Consider the following 16,450-nt stretch of genomic DNA (forward strand, 5'->3'; position numbering starts at 1 on the left):
GGGCTACGGTTCAAACGCCGTTTTCGACCACGAATTGCGCGGGCTTGCCGTGACTGCCTTCAACAAAGCCCCTCCCCACCAACAGCCCGCGGGTATCGCGCGCCAGGGCGGCGCTGCCACAGATCATGACGCGGTCATGCTGCGGCTCAAGTTCCGGCAGCTCGATTTCCGTGAATAGCTTGCCTGACGCGATCAGGTCGGTGATCCGGCCGCAGTTGCAGAAACGATCACGGGTCACGGTCGGATAATAGATCAGCTGGTAGCGCACGAAGTCGCCGAGCAGCTCGTCGCTCGGCAGTTTTTCCGTGATCATCTCGCCATAGGCAAGCTCGGCGACGCGGCGGCAGCCATGCAGCAGCACGACGTTTTCGAACCGTAGATAGGTTTCGGGATTCTTGATCACGCTGAGGAGCGGGGCAAGGCCGGTGCCGGTGCCGACCAGATAGAGATTGCGCCCATCCTCGAGATTGTCGATGACCAGCGCTCCGGTCGCCTTGCGGCTCACGATGATCTTGTCACCTTCCTTCAAATGCTGCAGACGCGAGGTTAAGGGATCGTTCGGCTCTCTGGTCGAGAAGAACTCCAGCCGGTCCTCGTAATGGGCGCTGGCGAGGCCGTAGGCGCGCAGCAGCGGCTTTTCGTCGACCTTGAGCCCGATCATGGTGAATTCGCCGCTGCGGAAGCGGAACGATGGATTGCGCGTGGTGGTGAAGCTAAAGAGATTGTCGGTCCAGTGATGGACGCTCAGCACGCTTTCCTGGCTGAAATTGCTCATCTCACCGCTCCCGCGAGGTTAGAGTGTGATCCGGGCACCTGTTTTCCGAAAAGAACATAGTCAAGGCGAAACGCAACGAGCGCGTCGCTTTAAGTGAACGCAAAGGCGAGCAGGCGCGAGCAGAGCACCATCAGACTGATCGCGGTCAGTGTCAGGAAGCTGTCGGACACAAGGTCACGATTGCGCATGAAACACCCACGATTGCTCCGTAGGAGCGAGGGAGCGCTCGTACTTAGGTCTCGGGAATGGGACATCGGTTAGGGGAATGCGGAGATCGTCCTTCCCACACATCACCTCTACTGGCCTTGGCAACATTAGACCTGCCCTTGCGCTCGTATCGTGCGTTTCTTGCGGTGAACCCCCAGCATTGCTTCGTTCTATCGGATATGGCGCGGGGAAGCGGCGAGATGTCGCGCAGCCACGATTGGCACAAGCTGCGTCATCCTACCGATCTAATCGAGAGAGAAGGTCGTCGGCGCAGGCCGCCGTAACTTGCGATGCGTTCGCGATCTTTTCGTGGAGCACGGTCGATCTCATACCGCCCTACCGTCTAATTCAGGGTAGCGCACAAGCTGCCATCATGGCCGGTTAGCTGAATTCGGCGATCGATTAAAAATAGGTCAGTACGCAACGCACAGAACTGCGCCCTCGCGTTTGCGGTGACAGAGGATACGGGGGTCGGCCCAGCTCTCGGCCCCCTTAGCCACCGTTAGAGAATGAGCTCGGCCGCCCCATGCTGCGCCGGACGTGGCGAACTTCGAGAATTTATCTTTTCTCAAATGTTTGCCGCGACCTTCCAGCACTGGCGGCAACGCTGGAGCCAGTCCTGCGAGGGTGCCAGATGAGGACATATCTGAGCTCGTATCACTCGAAGCTATTCGCGGGGGATTTGGCGGCGTTCGGCGGCCCTGCGACCGATGAAGCGGTCGCAGGGCACATTCGCGCGGAGCAGATTTCCCTCGTGCTTGGTTATTCCCTGGGCATAATGCTGGCCAACGCCTGCAATGCGACGGTGCTTGCGATTGCTCTCTGGCACTCGCCCAACAGAAACTATGCCCTAATCTGGGCAGCTGCCGACGTTTGCGGCGCGTTATCGATAGGCCTGAAGGCGCGTTTATCACGACGATTAGGAAGCCGCAGTTCGTCTCCCGACAGGCCATGCATCGGCTGGTGCGAAATGCATTCGTTCTTGGGACCGCCTGGCGATCGTTCCGGTGGCTTTCTTCGCCGACGCCTCCAATGGTGGCCAACTCGTGATCACATGTCTTTGCTCCGGGATGCTCGCGGGCGGAGCATTCGCCTTCGCTACGATTCCCGTGGCGGCGGTTGCATTCACGGCTCCGATTTTCGCGGGGACGGCAATTTGCCTCGGCAGAAACGGCGATTTCGTTTATCTGCTCGTCGCTATCCTCGTTGTGGCCTATGGCCGGCGTTTTCGCCCATTCTTTCGAATTCACGAAGCGCACCATTGCTCGATTGGAGGCCAAAAAGAGGGTCCGGCGGGATCCCCTGACCCAGTTGCCGAACCGTTTCGCCTTCAACGAAAGCCTCGAAGCTGCCCTCAACCGGCTCGCTCGCTCGGGCGAAGAGTTCGCGGTGTTTCTCCTTGATCTCGATCGCTTTAAGGAAGTGAACGACAAATTCGGCCACCCCACAGGAGATGAGTTTCTCATTCAGGCCGCGGCAAGACTGCAGCGATGCGCGCGTGAGATCGATACTGTCGCGCGGATCGGCGGAGACGAATTTGCGCTGATCATGACCAATCTGGCCAAAGTAGGAGATGCGTTGGAAATCGCCGAGCAGTTCGTCGGCGCTTTCGGCGAGCCATTCCTGATCGAACGATGCGAGATCGCGGGCGCGACGAGCGTCGGAATCGTGTTGGCCCCTCGCGACGGCAATACACCTCATGAGCTCCTGAAAAATGCCGACCCTGCGCTCTATCGCGCAAAAAAAGCGGGGCCCGGGACGGTTCGCTTCTTTGAAGTCAGCGACGACAAATCCGCGCGCGATCGGAGAGCGCTGCAACGGGATCTGGAGGAGGCGATCGGGCGAGACGAGCTTTTTCTCGTCTACCAACCATTCTTTGATATTCGCAAGAACCGAGTAACCGGCTTTGAGGCCTTGCTGCGCTGGAAACACCCTGTCCGGAGAGTCATTTCGCCGGCTGAGTTCATTCCAATTGCCGAGGAAACCGGATTGATCCACCCGATCGGTGAGTGGGTGGTCCAACGCGCCTGCTCTACGCTGTCGAACTGGCCCTCTGATCTCAGGATCGCCGTGAATTTCTCTGCAGCTCAATTTCATAACACCAGCATACTGCAAACAATCGTGCAGGCCCTGGCGCAGGCCAGAGCCCCTGGCCGTCTTGAAATCGAAATAACGGAGTCGATGCTGATTTCAAAGTACGGGCCGGCATCATCGATCCTGAATTCACTCCTTCAATTGGGGGGGACGGTTGCGCTTGACGATTTCGGAACGGGATTTTCGTCGCTGACCTATTTACTAAAATTGCCTTATACCCGCATCAAAATCGATCAGTCCTTTATACGCGACATGCTGACACGGCCGGATAGCGCGGCTGTCATAAAATCAATGATCACGCTGGCGCAGGATCTACACATTGGCGTGGTCGCGGAAGGCGTCGAGACGACCGAGCAGCTCGGGTATTTGCGTCAACCAGCTGTGATGAAGTCCAAGGATATCTCATCGGTCGGCCGGTATCAGCCGACCGCATCTTCGCCCTGCTCGATCAAAACAAGCAATGGTCGACGCCTGCCGCTTGAGACGCCTTGGGCAAACCGACCGACCATCGTGTCGCGCGACGCTGCGTACGGCGCTGGCATTGTTAGCGGAATGAATCCCGAGATGGGCATGTGACCAACTTGCGATATCACCCTGCGACATCGAAGGCCGAAGCGACATCCATGAAACCAACGACACCCGGCTGAGATCTCCGGCGAGCGCGGTCGGACTCCTCGCGCGTCGATACTCACCATCCAAGAGCGTATTCCAACAGGCCCCGCGGAAAATGAGCGCAGCCCTCTCAACGAGGATCTAACATTAGGAGCGCGATGCGTGCGACAGTCAAAAGGGCCGCCCGTCACCTCAGAAGGCAAACATAGGGTCTAGGAGGCCGGGATCCTATCATTGCAGTCGATCGCGCAGCCCTGGTAAGAGCATGACGTTTGGGTCAAGCCTCGGTGAATATGTAGATCTACGGCACACATTCAAATTCAAGGCCGGTATTTGGCATATCCTGCGCAGAACTTCCTTGTCATCACCGGGAGCACCGCAAAGGGCACGTCAAGTACAGCACCGCGCTTGCTTGAGCCACATGCGCGACATCTGGAGCAACCACCTCGAACGATGTTCCTTAAGTCCGCACAAGGCGGCTGCGATACGATTTCTAATCTGTCTCGGCTTGGTGAATACTTGGTTGATTCTCAATAGAGATCTGAACGGTTTCAAAGAACGATTCCACGCATCGTAGGCGTCTTTTATCCGATGTCGTGACTATATACGTTTTGAAATCACTGCAGAATTCATCGACAGGCTTGTACACGAGCTCCTCTGCCGGAAAAACGCTGTCTTGAAGAAGAATACCTACCCCGATTCCGTGCAGAACGGCTTCCTTTAGAACGGGATAAGTCGCCATCTTAACAACATTTGGCATATTTATACTGTTCTCAAGACAGGCCTTTTCCACTTCTCGTAGTGTCAGAGAACCATCCTCGGTTAGAATGATCCTTTCTTGTGCAAGTTCGGCCAGACCGAGTGTCGGTCTGCAGGCGAGCCGATGCTCGCGCCGCACGAGCGCCATAAGCCGAGTTTTGCTTAGCTCCACGTGGAATAGGCTGGCAAGGTCATCAGGTTCGGTGATGATAGCAATATCGACATCACGCGCTTCAAGTCGCTGCTTAGCAAGCTCCCAGGGCACTAGTGAAAACGTGATTCTCACTGCCGGAAAACGTCGGTTGAATTCGGAAATAATCGGCATCGCTGGACACGGCGCGTTCGCGATCACCGTTAGATGGCCGGCCGACAGGTCATTGTAGGCATTGATCTTCTCCGCGACCAATTGCTCCAGAACCCGAACGCGATCAGTTAGAGCAAACAGTTCCTGAGCCGGCTTTGTGGGCACGAGCCCGGTGCGATGCCGAATGAAGAGTGTCGTCCCCATATGTTGCTCGAGCTTGGCAAGGTGCTGGGTGACGGCCGACTGGGTGACACCGAGGACGGTTGCAGCTTCAGAAACGCTTCTCCGCCTGAAGACCTCTGTAAAGGCAGCAGTCTGGTGAGAACTGATTTTCATGCTGTCGAAGCCTGCTCATCCTATTGCGGTGAATTCGCATTCCCAAGCGGGGTCAAGGGCTTTTGCGCACGGTCTGTTGTCTCTGGAAGAACCAAAAACCGTTGGGCTGCTCAGACTCGACGTTGGCATCGCCAGTGCGACCCCAATTGATCAGGACGCCTAAAGGTGGACTCAGTGCCACCTGGACAGTGGATAAAGGTGCGTGTCTTCGGCCTCTTGCTTCCTGATGCATTCTCCACTCACGGGCTTGTCTCGGCCGACGGTCAAAACAATGTATTCCCGGCCCCCAGAAGGTTCTCATATCCCTTTCCTCAACCGAGCTCTGCTGCTGCATCACGAATTGACGAAGCAACTTCCCGAGATGTTGCCTCAGGTCGCCGTACAGTCTTCCTGTGGTACTTGGGAATGAACATCACATGGTATACGAAATGTCAAACTTCTGCTGCTTCTCCAAGCAGAGCTTGGCGCCTCGCTCGTTGGTTTCGAGTTTAGGAAAACCCGAGAACCTCTGCTTAGCAGCAACTTATCTGCGCGAAAGAACGGCTTTAAATGATAGTGCCAGCTGCGAACCACTTTGGAACGGAGCGCACCGGCAATTAAATTTGTTCGTTGGATTTTCTCAGCGAGAACGGTGGTACGGTCCGGGATAATTGACTGCGAGCAGCAGGCTCGTCGCGCAGGATAAAAACGGCAGCGACAATTACTGAGCCGATTTGGAAGCCAGCTTATTTAATAGAAGCAATACTTCTTCTATTAGAAGGGCTAATATCAAGACATTTACGCGTCAACAACGCTTGCTAGGCCTCTTCTCCGGACGCAGGCGACAAGCCGCTATGCGCTCTCGGCTCGTAAACAGAGAGCGCATCGCTCACGCCCAATAAAATCACGAGTGAAAGAGGTGCTCCTCGCTCCGCAGAAGCGCGGATAGAGGGCCGTCAGCCGAGTTCGCCAAAATTTACAGGAGAGATGAATGAAAATAAGCACCGATCGAATCCTCACGACACATGTCGGCAGTTTGCCGCGGCCACCCCTATTGGAGGAGATGCTGCTGGCGAAAGAAAAGGGCGGACTGGACGCCGACCGCGGTCCGTTGCTGGCGGCCAGCATCAGTTCAGCGGTCGTCGACATCGTAAAAAAGCAGGCGAGTATTGACCTAACGGTTGTCGACGATGGCGAGATGAGCAAATACGCCTATTCGACCTATGCGCGCGAGCGTATGACAGGTTTGACGGGCGTTGATCAGCCGCTTGCCTTGTCCGAACTGGCCGAATTCTCGAATTTCGCAAAGCGGGTCAATCTCGATATCAAGACTCCCGCCTGCGTGGGGCCTGTCGAGTACCAGGGAGAGGCGGCGGTGGCGACGGATATCACCAATCTCAAGGCGGCACTCAACACGGTCTCTGTCGAGGAAGCGTTCATGAACGCCTCGTCTCCGGGGATCATGGCACACTACATGCCGAACAAATATTATCCATCGCAGGAAGCCTACCTCTATGCGCTGGGCGATGCGATGAAGCATGAATACGATGCCATCGCTGCGTCAGGCTTGCTCCTGCAGATTGATTGTCCGGATCTGGCGCTCGGCCGCCATTTTCGGGCCAAACCGATGGATGTGGCGGAGTTCCGAAAGGAAATCGCTCTTCACGTGGAAGTGCTCAATCATGCTCTGCGCGACATTCCCGCCGATCGGATGCGCCTGCATCTATGCTGGGGCAATTACGAGTCGCCGCATCACCACGACATCGATCTCCACGAGATCTTCGATATCATCATCAAAGCGCGGCCGATGGCGCTGCTACTGGAGGCGGCGAATCCGCGCCACTCGCATGAATGGAGCCTGTTCAAGGAAACGCGACTTCCCGATGACAAGATTATCGTGCCAGGCGTTATCGATACCTGCACGAACTACATTGAGCATCCCGAAGTCGTCGCGCAGCGCATCGAGCAATACGCCAATCTGGTCGGCCGCGAGCGCGTGATCGCTGGAACGGACTGCGGCTTCGCGAGCTTTGCGACCTTTCACACTGTCGACCCGGAAATTGCCTGGCGCAAACTCGAGTCGCTTGTGCAAGGCGCCGAGATTGCATCCCGCCGGCTCTGGAACGCGAACTCAACGCACTCCAAGCAAGCCATTGCCTCGTGAAAGCGCAAAGCCGCTGGCAAACACCCACATGAAAATCATCCAGATCACCGACCTTCACCTGGTTCCAACAGGTGATCGTCTCTTCGACAACGATCCAGGCGAGCGCTTGATAGCCTGCTTGGCCGACGTGGCTGAGCATCATGCAGATGCCGAGCTTTGCGTCATCACGGGCGATCTTGCTCATCATGGCGAGCGGAGTGCCTACGCTCGCCTGCACGAGGCGCTCAAGGTCTTGCCGATGCCGGTGCGGCTTCTCATGGGCAACCATGACGATCGCGCCAATTTCCGTAGCGTATTTTCCGAAGCTCCAGTGGACGATTTCGGCTTCGTTCAATCCGTGCTCGACACAGCGGCGGGACGCTTTCTTTTTCTCGATACCAAACGATCAGACAGCCATGCCGGCCTCTACTGTGAGCGGCGCCAGGCGTGGTTGCGCGCGCGCCTGGAAGAGGCACACGGCAGACCAATTTATCTCTTCATGCATCACCCGCCGCTGTCGGTTCACTTCAGGCCTGCCGACGACATCATGCTCGACGATGGCGCGGCGTTCGGACGTATTCTCGACGGGCATTCCATCCGCCATCTGTTCTTCGGGCATGTGCATCGCCCAATCACCGGCAGCTGGCAAAACATTCCATTTTCCACCTTGCGGGGGCTCAATCATCAATTGTGGCTCGATTTTAGTCACGAGCGGGGAATTCCCTGCAGTATGGAGCCTCCGGCCTATGCGATCGCTTTCCTGAACGCCGATGCCGTGGTCATCCACACCCACGATTTTCTCGATACAAGCGCAAAATATCTGTACGAGCCGGACCTACCCGTCGAGCGCCAAGTCGTTCCAATAGCACGATGATCTCAACTCTGATTTCGCGGCGGGGTCTCATGCCCCCGCATCCGTCACCCATGCCCATCCGTCGTCTAGCCCCGGCGGGGCGGTTGTTCGCACCCATTTGGGCCTCTTTTCAGGACTCCAAGGAGCATTCTCATGAATTTGTCCCGTCGCACGTTTCTCCGCTCTTCGGTCGCGGCCTCCGCCTCGTCCCTGGCCGGCTCACTTGTTGGCCCCGCGTCCGCGGCATCGGACACTGTGACCATCGCCTCCGTCTACGATCTGTCGGGACCGTTCGACGTCTATGGTGCTCCGTCGAACATGTGCACGGAATTCGCGGTCAAGGAGTTGAACAAGGCAGGGGGACTACTCGGCAAACAAATCGTCCTGAAGGCGTACGACTGTCAGTCGGACATCAACAAGGGTCCGCAATACGCGCAGCAGGCGGCGCTGCGCGACCGAGCCGTGATGGCGGTGGGCGCCTTGACCGGAGCTGCCCGAGAGGCAACGCGACCGGTCCTGCGCAAATACAAGGTGCCCTACTTCTATGGTTCGATCTATGAAGGTGGTGCCTGCGAACAGAATATCTTTTGCTGCAACACCGAAGGAAACCAGCAGGTCGTTCCGCTGCTGGAGTGGTCGTTCAAGAATCTAGGCAAGAAGCTCTATTACATAGCCTCCGATTACAACGCGCCACGCACATTCGGAGCCTGGAACCACGTGATGGCAAAGCGCGAAGGGGGCGAGGTGCTTGCCGACGACTATTATCCCCTCGACGTGACCGACTTCGCGGCGGCAATCGCAAAAATCCAGGCGGCAAAGCCGGATTTCATCCATTCCTGTCTGGTTGGTGGCCCGTCAATGTCCTTCTACCGGCAATGGGCGGCGGCAGGGATGCTGAAGAAAATTCCGATCGTCTCGATCATTTTCGGCGGTGGGCAAGAGCACGAGATCTTGGCAGCTGAGGAGACGAACGGCATCTACGCCGCCTACAACTATTTCCAAGAGCTCGATACGCCGCGAAACAAAGCCTTTTTGGCACGCTTTGCCGAAACGATGGGTCAAAACCACGCCTACATCAATGGCGAGGCGATCGGTGGCTACAACACCGTCATGTTGTGGGCCGAAGCCGTCAAGCGCGCGAACAGCTTTGATCGCGACGCGATCATGAAGGCTTGGGAAAGCGGGATTACTTGGGAAGGCCCCGGCGGAAAAATGGTCACTGACGGGCCGACGCACCACACGACCCAGGACGTGCGCATCATCAGGGTCGAAAATCGCGTCTGGCGTCTGATTGCAACCAAAGAGCAGATCCAACCGGATAGCTATGGCGGCAGGTGCGACGTCTTTGCCCATCCGAACCAGACGGAATTCTTGATGCCGCAAATGTAGGGTGATCGAGTTGGCGGCGCCGCCTCGTGGATGGCGCCGCGGCCTCATTTGGCTTTCATCACTCGAGGGGAAAGAGGTGGCTCTCTTCTTTCGAGCACAGGAGAATTCTCATGAAATTGTCCCGTCGAACGTTTCTCGCCTCTTCCGCGGCGATCTCCGCTGCATCTATCGCCGGCTCATTTGCCGACCGCGCTTGGGCCGCATCAGACACCGTCGCTATCGCCTCGTTGCACGATTTGTCGGGACCTCTTGATATTTATGGCGTGCCGTCGAATTTGTGCATGAAGGTCGCGGTCGAGGAGATCAATGCCGCCGGCGGCCTGCTCGGCAAAAAAGTCGAGCTCAAGGTTTATGACGGCCAGTCCGACATCACCAAGTACCCGCAATATGCGCAGAAGGCGGCACTGAATGACCGGGTCGTCATGGTGCAAGGTGCACTTAGCGGAGCTGCGCGCGAAGCCACGCGCCCCGTCTTACGCAAGTACAAGATACCCTTCATTTATGGCTCCTTTTACGAAGGTGGTCTTTGCGAGAAAAACTCTTTCTGCGTCAACACTGGTGGCAACCAGCAGGTTGTTCCGCTGCTCGAATGGTCGTTCAAGAATCTCGGTAAGAAGCTCTACTATATTGCATCAGATTATAACGCTCCCCGTAACTTCGGCATCTGGAACCACGTGATGGCCAAGCGCCAAGGTGGCGAGGTGTTGGCCGATGACTACTATCCTCTGGATGTTACGGATTTCACCGCGGCCATCGCAAAAATCCAGGCCGCAAAACCAGATATCGTGCATTCCTGCCTCGTTGGCGGTCCGGCTATGTCCTTCTATCGCCAATGGGCCGCGGCCGGCATGCTGAAGAAGATTCCGATCATCTCAATCGTCTTTGCCGCCGGCAATGAGCACGAGGTCCTCGCTCCGGAGGAAACCGATGGCGTGATCGTCGCATACAACTACTTCCAGGAACTCGACACGTCGAAGAATCAGGAGTTTCTGGCCAAGGTCGAAGCCTTGGCCGGCAAGAACCATCCCTATATCAACGGCGAAGTTTTTGGCGGCTACAGCGGCGTCATGCTGTGGGCGGAAGCCGTCAAACGTGCCGGCAGCTTCGAGCGCGAAGCGGTTCTCGCGGTCCTCGAAAGCGGCGTCCGGTGGGAAGGTCCGGCCGGAGTCATGACCACTGATGGCCCCACCCACAATACGACGCAAGACGTTCACATTATCACCGTCAAGAACCGCGTCTGGAGCCTGATCGAGAAGAGGGAGCAGATTCCGCCTGATACATATGGCGGCAAGTGCAACGTCTTCACCAATCCGAACCAGACCGACTTTCTGATGCCCCAGATCTAAGTGGCCGGCGCTCGCGGCGCCGTCTCTGTGGCGCCGCCTCGTTCGCCTGTCTCCGTCTTCGCAGATCAGGATAGACCATGGACCAGTTCGTCATATTGTGCTTCGCGGTGGTCAATTCCATTGCGCTTCTCGCCCTGATCAGCCTGGGGCTCGCTATCATTTTCGGCATGATGCGGGTGATCAATTTTGCTCATGGCGAATTCATCATGCTTGGCGGTTACGCCACTGTGATCGCCAATCATGCCGGCGTAAATCTTTGGCTCTCCATGCTGGTTGTCGCCCCAATGGTTGTCGGCATGATCGGAGCTGTGGTGGAGCTACTCATCATTCGCCGGCTCTACGGTCATCTGGTCACGACGATGTTGGCAACCTGGGGGCTTAGCCTGTTCTTGATTGGCGCGGTGACCGCCGTCTTCGGCAACACAACGATGGGCGTGAGTGCCCCGCTCGGCAATATTCCGGTCGGAGCCTATTCCATCGGTGCTTACCAACTGCTCTTGATCGCAATCACAGCCCTGCTCGTCGTGTGTTCTCTTCTGGCTTTGCACTGGACGAAATACGGATTGATCGCGCGGGCGGCGATGCAAAATTCGGAGATGGCGACCACCCTCGGAATCGATTGTGATCGCGTGTATGCGGCCACTTTCATCATCGGCGCAGCAATCAGTGGCCTTGCCGGCGCATTGCTTGCGCCGATATCCGGCGTCCTTCCTCACATGGGCGCGGCCTATGTTGCACGCGCCTTCGTGACCGTGATCAGCGGCGGCGGGGCCTTGATTACCGGCTTTCTGTCAGCCGCAACGATCCTCGGGCCGGTTGAGGCCTTGCTTTCCTATTTCGCAACGCCGGTCGTCGGCCAGGCCTCGCTCCTTCTTTTAGCCGTGATCATCCTGCGCCTGTTTCCGACCGGTGTTTCCAGCTTGTGGACCGGAGGCCGATAACGTCATGCTGCGCCAACTCAAACATGCCTTGTTTCCGGTCGCTCTCGTGCTCTTCGCGGCTTTTGGGCCGTTCGTTCTGGAGCCATTCGACCTCGTCAATCTGTCCGCCTTTTCGGCCATGGCGATCGCAGCGCTCGGTCTCGCCTTTGTCTGGGGGACGCTGGGGATTCTCAACCTTGGACATTCGGTCTTTTTCGGTCTCGGTGCCTACGCCTATGCGATCGCGGTCTCCAATCTCGGCGACAGCACGCTTGCCGTTTTGATCGGAACTCTGTTGCCGGTCGCATTCTCGCTCATCCTTGGCTACTTTCTGTTCTTCAGCCGTCTGGGCGACGTCTATCTCGGCGTCATTGCGCTCTGCGTGACGCTGATTTTCTATTCCTTCATGACGTCGACTGCCGATCCCTCATTTCACATCGGCCCGGTGCCGCTCGGCGGCTTCAATGGGATCACGGCAGTACCCTCGCTCAATATGCCAGGTGATCCGCAGGCATTTCTATCCACGGAAGCGACGTTCTCAATCTGTTTGCTGGCGCTTGCAGGCGCTTACATTCTGCTCTCGTTCCTGCGTTCGAGCGATGCCGGGCGTATCATGACGGCGATCCGCGAAAGTGAGTTGCGGAGCGAGCTCCTTGGCTACGACATTCGCTTCTACAAGCTCGTTGGCTTTGCCGTGAGTGCTGCCATCGCGGGGCTCGGTGGAGCGCTTTACACGGCGGTGATGGGTTTCGTCAGCCCGAACGTCTTCGATCTTCCGCAAGCCTCGCAATTCGTTCTGTGGGTGATTGCCGGCGGCCTCGGAACCTTTGTCGGCCCCGTCGCGGCAAGCTTCGGCTTCCAGCTTCTCAGCAGCCAGCTCGGGGCCAACCAGATCTTCAATACGGAGCTGATTTTCGGCGCGACGATCATCCTGTTCGTACTGCTCGCCCCTCAAGGCCTGCTGCCGATGATTCTTAAGTTGTCGAAACCTAGGTTCCAGAGCCGTTCTGGCATCTTGAGGCGAAAGGAGAAACCGGCATGAGCGGCGCACCCATTCTCGCAACGAGGGGCCTTGTTAAACGGTTCGGCGGGGTTGCCGCAGTTGATGGCGTCGACCTCGTCGTGACCGCCGGCGAAATCCGCTGCCTCATAGGTCCGAACGGCGCCGGCAAGAGCACACTCTTCAAATGCCTCACCCATCAACACCAGCCGACCAGCGGCCACGTCCTGTTCGAGGGCCAGAATCTGCAAGGCCTCGCCACCCATCGCATTGCGCGCCTGGGCATCGCCATCAAGAACCAGATTCCCAGCATCTACGCTAACCTTGACGTCCGAGAGAATATCCGCCTCGCCGCCCTGCGGAGGGGACTGCCAAAGCGCGAGCTGGACAGGGTCGTCGAGCTGGCACTGGAGGAGATCGGCTTTGATGACCGTCGCGCAAAACAGCCGGCCGCGACCCTTTCGCATGCACATCGCCAATGGTGCGAACTCGGCATGCTGCTCGCGAGCGATCCCCGTCTCGCGCTCCTCGACGAGCCAACTGCCGGCATGACGCGTGATGAGATGTTGAAGACCGTCGACATCATCAAACGTCTCAACGCCCGTGCCACGGTGATCGTGGTCGAGCACGACCTAGAGTTCATCGCCCGTCTCGCACAAAGGGTTACTGTCTTGCACAGGGGAAAAGTGTTGGTGGAGGACACCATGGACAAGGTCGAGGCAAACGAGACCGTCCGAGATATCTATCTCGGCCGCAAGAAAGAGGCCATTCATGCTGAAAGGTGAACGCTTGGTCTCCGGCTACGGCAACACACAGGTACTGCGCAGCTTGAGCTTCGATCTCGGCGCTCATGAGATTCTCGGGATCATCGGTATCAATGGTATGGGCAAGACCACCTTGCTCAAGACCGTCATGGGGCTGTTGCCGGTCGAAGGTGGTCGGATCGTACTGGACGGTGTTGCCATCGAAGCTCTGCCTGCCCATCAACGCAGTCGTCTCGGCTTTAGTTACACGCCGCAAGGCGGCGCGGGTTTTCCCGGCCTGACCGTCAAGGAGAACCTGTTGCTCGCGGGCATGATGCCCGGCGCCGGCAAGGCAAAGCCGATTGACGAAATATTGCGTCTCTTTCCGAGGCTCGAAATGCTTCTCGCGCGCCCCAGCGGTGCTTTGAGTGGAGGCGAACGGCAGTTGCTGGCGCTTGCCCGCGCCATGGTTCGCTCGCCGCGGCTTCTTCTGCTCGATGAACTGACAGAGGGCATTCAGCCCTCGGTGACTGACGAAATCGCCGATTGCTTATCTTCAATTCACCGGTTGGAAAAGACCGCCATGATCATTGCCGATCAGGATCTCAGTTTCGTAGCCTCGCTGGTTGCCCGGGCGCTGGTCGTCCAGAAGGGAGAGATCGTGGCGGAACGCAATCCGACCGAACTCCTCGCCGACAGTGTCTTCGAGACCGACTGAGGTCTTGCCGGCGCCGGGCCTTCCGTCCGGCGATCCTGCGGGTCACGAGTGTCAATCCGTTCGAGACGAGTGCCCATCTTTTAATTTGCGGAGCCACCATGGCCGCCAAAGCCCTCTCAGTCCAACCGACCGTCCATCCGGCTGCGCAGCTGCACGATACAACACTCGGCGCATACTGTGAGGTCGGCGCGCGTACGATCCTGCGAGAAGCGACGATGGGCGATTATTCCTACGTCGAAAACGATTCTCAGATCACTACACGACCGTCGGAAAATTTTGCTCGATTGCGGCAATGACCCGGATCAACCCCGGCAATCATCCGATGCACCGAGCGAGCCAGTCGCATTTCACCTATCGGGCAAGCGCCTATTTTCCGAACGAGAGTGACGAGGCAGAATTCTTCGATTGGCGGAGACAGCATCAGGTCCAGATCGGTCACGATGTCTGGATCGGTCACGGCGCAATCGTACTTCCAGGCCGCAACATCGGCACTGGTGCCGTGGTTGCGGGCGGTGCAATCGTTACCAAGGATGTGCCGGCCTACACAATCGTCGCAGGCAATCCGGCTCGCACCGTCAGGCGGCGGTTCTCGGACGATATCGCCGGGCGGCTCGCCAGGCTTGCGTGGTGGGACTGGGATCACGAAGGTCTGCACGCTGCGCTGCCGGATTTCCGCAAGCTGACGATTGAAGACTTTTTGAGTAAATACGAAGCGGGAGAGCTTGCCAGGTTGGAATCTTCGCATTGATCGCTTCGAGAGAACTGGTTTCTGATTGTCAGAGGCTCGGGCTCGCTCCCGTTGGCCGCTGCGCAATTGCCCGCCGAGGCGGCGCCCTCGCTTCAGTCCCGGTTGCGCGGCAGCTCCTCTCGGCGCCAGCAATGAGCACGGTCCTCCAGTTGCTCATTCCGAAGGCCAAACGCCGTTTTGGGGGCGGCCTGCTAGAAATGCGAGGCTCATCTCGTGCGGCGGTTCTCCGCCAAGCTGTGCATGGTTGACGGCTTGGTGACGTCGCGAAAGAAATCCTACCATCATGAAGAAAGAGGCTAACGTGTCGTCCGCTGCACGAACTGAGCTTGCGCGCCCCGAGGTTCAAGCGATCACCGAAGTCGAACCCGCGAAGAACTTTCGATTTTATGACAATCGACAAAAGTACCTGATGTTCGTCAATACGTGCAGCGAGAAGCGCGTCGTATCAGAACGAATAGCGTTCGAACTCGATCAGATTCGTCCGCGCCCGCCGGCTGTGCGGGTCTTTGATGCAGGCGTCGGGGATGGGACGGTGCTGGCCCGCGTGCTGCGTTCAATGCATCGGCGCTACGAGCATCTGCCATTCTACGTCGTCGGGAAAGAGATCAGCCTTGAAGGCATTCGTTTGACGCTCGAGAAACTGCCCGATCGGTTCCACGAGCACCCGGCCACGGTCATCGTCCTGACCAACCTTTATTATCACGAAGCCCCATATCTTTCGGCGAGCCTGGCATCAAAGGCATCCAAGCTCGTCTGGCATGAAGTCGCCCTGAGTGGGCGGACTGCGGCCGAATACGAGCGTCAGATCAATGATCTTGAGCCATTTCTAGCTCAACATTGGAAGGCCAGTGTGAGTAAGAAATCCGGCAATCCGATCTATGAGCGCCCGGTCGTTCTGGTGCTGTATTTGCAGAGCTGCCGGTTCTTGTTGGATCGGGTCATCCCCAGGCAAGGCGCGATCATGGCAGACTACGATCTTGTCATCGCCTCGCAGCCCTATCGGGCACGAGCGTCGGCGGAGTTCAAAGCGCAAAAGGTCGTTGCACCATTGGCGCTTGCGCTTGCTCCGGGTGGCAGGTTGGTCGGCATTCATTCGTGCGGCGACGATCCAGGTCTGGAAATCATTCAGAGCGTGTGGGCCGGGGAACAGCCTTTCGCAAACGATCGACGAGATATATTGCGCGAGACGAAAGTCGCGATGGGGAATGAGGCGCGTCAGTACAACTTCAATACGCTGACCGATGATCAGTCAAAATTCAAGTACGTGATGTACACCTTGCCCAACGAAATTGACGCGGACGCTACATCCATCGGGACGTCAACGCTGTTTGCAGCCTGGAATAACGCGAACTACGTGGCACAGATTGAGGACGAGCGACTGGCCCGGGCGATGACGGACGATCGATACCTGGCGTGCACCAAGGAGATCTTGTGCAAGCATAAGGGACTTTGGTTCTGGGACGAGTCTTACGTCATCTCCCGAAACCACAAGCCATGAAATACGCCCTCCGGCGAAATGCGGGA

11 protein-coding genes and 2 pseudogenes are annotated in these 16,450 nt (G+C 57.4%); 11 read left to right on the forward strand and 2 right to left on the reverse strand.

Going from position 1 to position 16,450, the window contains the following annotated elements:
• Positions 1–10: 10 nt before the first annotated feature.
• A complete protein-coding gene (locus tag NLN62_RS09025; protein WP_254108455.1) occupies positions 11–775 on the reverse strand; it encodes a ferredoxin--NADP reductase in 765 nt (254 codons plus the stop codon).
• 841 nt (positions 776–1,616) lie between these two features.
• On the opposite strand from NLN62_RS09025, the pseudogene NLN62_RS09030 reads away from it, so the two are divergent.
• Positions 1,617–3,558, forward strand: a pseudogene (locus NLN62_RS09030) (putative bifunctional diguanylate cyclase/phosphodiesterase).
• Positions 3,559–4,181: 623 nt separating this feature from the next.
• Here NLN62_RS09030 and NLN62_RS09035 read toward each other — a convergent pair.
• Positions 4,182–5,087: a LysR family transcriptional regulator gene (locus NLN62_RS09035; RefSeq protein ID WP_254108456.1), complete on the reverse strand. Its 906-nt coding sequence runs from the start codon at positions 5,085–5,087 to the stop codon at positions 4,182–4,184.
• A 970-nt stretch (positions 5,088–6,057) separates the two neighbouring features.
• Between NLN62_RS09035 and NLN62_RS09040 the strand changes: the two genes are divergently transcribed.
• The 10 genes and pseudogenes from NLN62_RS09040 to NLN62_RS09085 all read left to right on the forward strand — a co-directional run bounded on the left by NLN62_RS09040 (position 6,058) and on the right by NLN62_RS09085 (position 16,424).
• A complete protein-coding gene (locus NLN62_RS09040; protein ID WP_254108457.1) occupies positions 6,058–7,230 on the forward strand; it encodes a cobalamin-independent methionine synthase II family protein in 1,173 nt (390 codons plus the stop codon).
• Between the two features lie 28 nt (positions 7,231–7,258).
• Positions 7,259–8,083 carry a phosphodiesterase gene (locus NLN62_RS09045; protein ID WP_254108459.1) on the forward strand — a complete coding sequence of 275 codons (825 nt, stop codon included), beginning with the start codon at positions 7,259–7,261 and terminating at the stop codon, positions 8,081–8,083.
• A gap of 132 nt (positions 8,084–8,215) precedes the next feature.
• Positions 8,216–9,451, forward strand: a complete 1,236-nt coding sequence (locus tag NLN62_RS09050; protein ID WP_254108461.1) for an ABC transporter substrate-binding protein — start codon at positions 8,216–8,218, stop codon at positions 9,449–9,451.
• Between the two features lie 26 nt (positions 9,452–9,477).
• A complete protein-coding gene (locus tag NLN62_RS09055) occupies positions 9,478–10,797 on the forward strand; it encodes an ABC transporter substrate-binding protein (protein ID WP_254108463.1) in 1,320 nt (439 codons plus the stop codon).
• Positions 10,798–10,874: 77 nt separating this feature from the next.
• Positions 10,875–11,738, forward strand: a complete 864-nt coding sequence (locus NLN62_RS09060) for a branched-chain amino acid ABC transporter permease (RefSeq protein ID WP_254108465.1) — start codon at positions 10,875–10,877, stop codon at positions 11,736–11,738.
• Between the two features lie 4 nt (positions 11,739–11,742).
• On the forward strand, positions 11,743–12,759 hold the full coding sequence (locus tag NLN62_RS09065; protein WP_254108467.1) for a branched-chain amino acid ABC transporter permease: 1,017 nt from the start codon (positions 11,743–11,745) through the stop codon (positions 12,757–12,759).
• A complete protein-coding gene (locus tag NLN62_RS09070) occupies positions 12,756–13,502 on the forward strand; it encodes an ATP-binding cassette domain-containing protein (protein ID WP_027525705.1) in 747 nt (248 codons plus the stop codon). The genes NLN62_RS09065 and NLN62_RS09070 overlap by 4 nt, the downstream gene beginning before the upstream one ends.
• Complete coding sequence (locus NLN62_RS09075) at positions 13,489–14,178, forward strand: ABC transporter ATP-binding protein (RefSeq protein ID WP_254108468.1); 690 nt, start codon at positions 13,489–13,491, stop codon at positions 14,176–14,178. The genes NLN62_RS09070 and NLN62_RS09075 overlap by 14 nt, the downstream gene beginning before the upstream one ends.
• 98 nt (positions 14,179–14,276) lie before the next feature.
• Positions 14,277–14,926, forward strand: a pseudogene (locus NLN62_RS09080) (chloramphenicol acetyltransferase).
• Between the two features lie 283 nt (positions 14,927–15,209).
• Positions 15,210–16,424, forward strand: a complete 1,215-nt coding sequence (locus NLN62_RS09085) for a hypothetical protein (RefSeq protein WP_254108469.1) — start codon at positions 15,210–15,212, stop codon at positions 16,422–16,424.
• Positions 16,425–16,450: the final 26 nt, after the last annotated feature.

Origin of the sequence: Bradyrhizobium sp. CCGUVB23, from assembly GCF_024199885.1 — a bacterium.
GTDB lineage: Bacteria > Pseudomonadota > Alphaproteobacteria > Rhizobiales > Xanthobacteraceae > Bradyrhizobium.

Excerpts from the sequence above, each read along its gene's own strand:
- NLN62_RS09025 (WP_254108455.1), bottom strand. The coding sequence starts at position 775 with ATGAGCAATTTCAGCCAGGAAAGCGTGCTGAGCGTCCATCACTGGACC.
- NLN62_RS09035 (WP_254108456.1), bottom strand. The coding sequence starts at position 5,087 with ATGAAAATCAGTTCTCACCAGACTGCTGCCTTTACAGAGGTCTTCAGG.
- NLN62_RS09040 (WP_254108457.1), top strand. The coding sequence starts at position 6,058 with ATGAAAATAAGCACCGATCGAATCCTCACGACACATGTCGGCAGTTTG.
- NLN62_RS09045 (WP_254108459.1), top strand. The coding sequence starts at position 7,259 with ATGAAAATCATCCAGATCACCGACCTTCACCTGGTTCCAACAGGTGAT.
- NLN62_RS09050 (WP_254108461.1), top strand. The coding sequence starts at position 8,216 with ATGAATTTGTCCCGTCGCACGTTTCTCCGCTCTTCGGTCGCGGCCTCC.
- NLN62_RS09060 (WP_254108465.1), top strand. The coding sequence starts at position 10,875 with ATGGACCAGTTCGTCATATTGTGCTTCGCGGTGGTCAATTCCATTGCG.
- NLN62_RS09065 (WP_254108467.1), top strand. The coding sequence starts at position 11,743 with ATGCTGCGCCAACTCAAACATGCCTTGTTTCCGGTCGCTCTCGTGCTC.
- NLN62_RS09070 (WP_027525705.1), top strand. The coding sequence starts at position 12,756 with ATGAGCGGCGCACCCATTCTCGCAACGAGGGGCCTTGTTAAACGGTTC.
- NLN62_RS09075 (WP_254108468.1), top strand. The coding sequence starts at position 13,489 with ATGCTGAAAGGTGAACGCTTGGTCTCCGGCTACGGCAACACACAGGTA.
- NLN62_RS09085 (WP_254108469.1), top strand. The coding sequence starts at position 15,210 with ATGAAGAAAGAGGCTAACGTGTCGTCCGCTGCACGAACTGAGCTTGCG.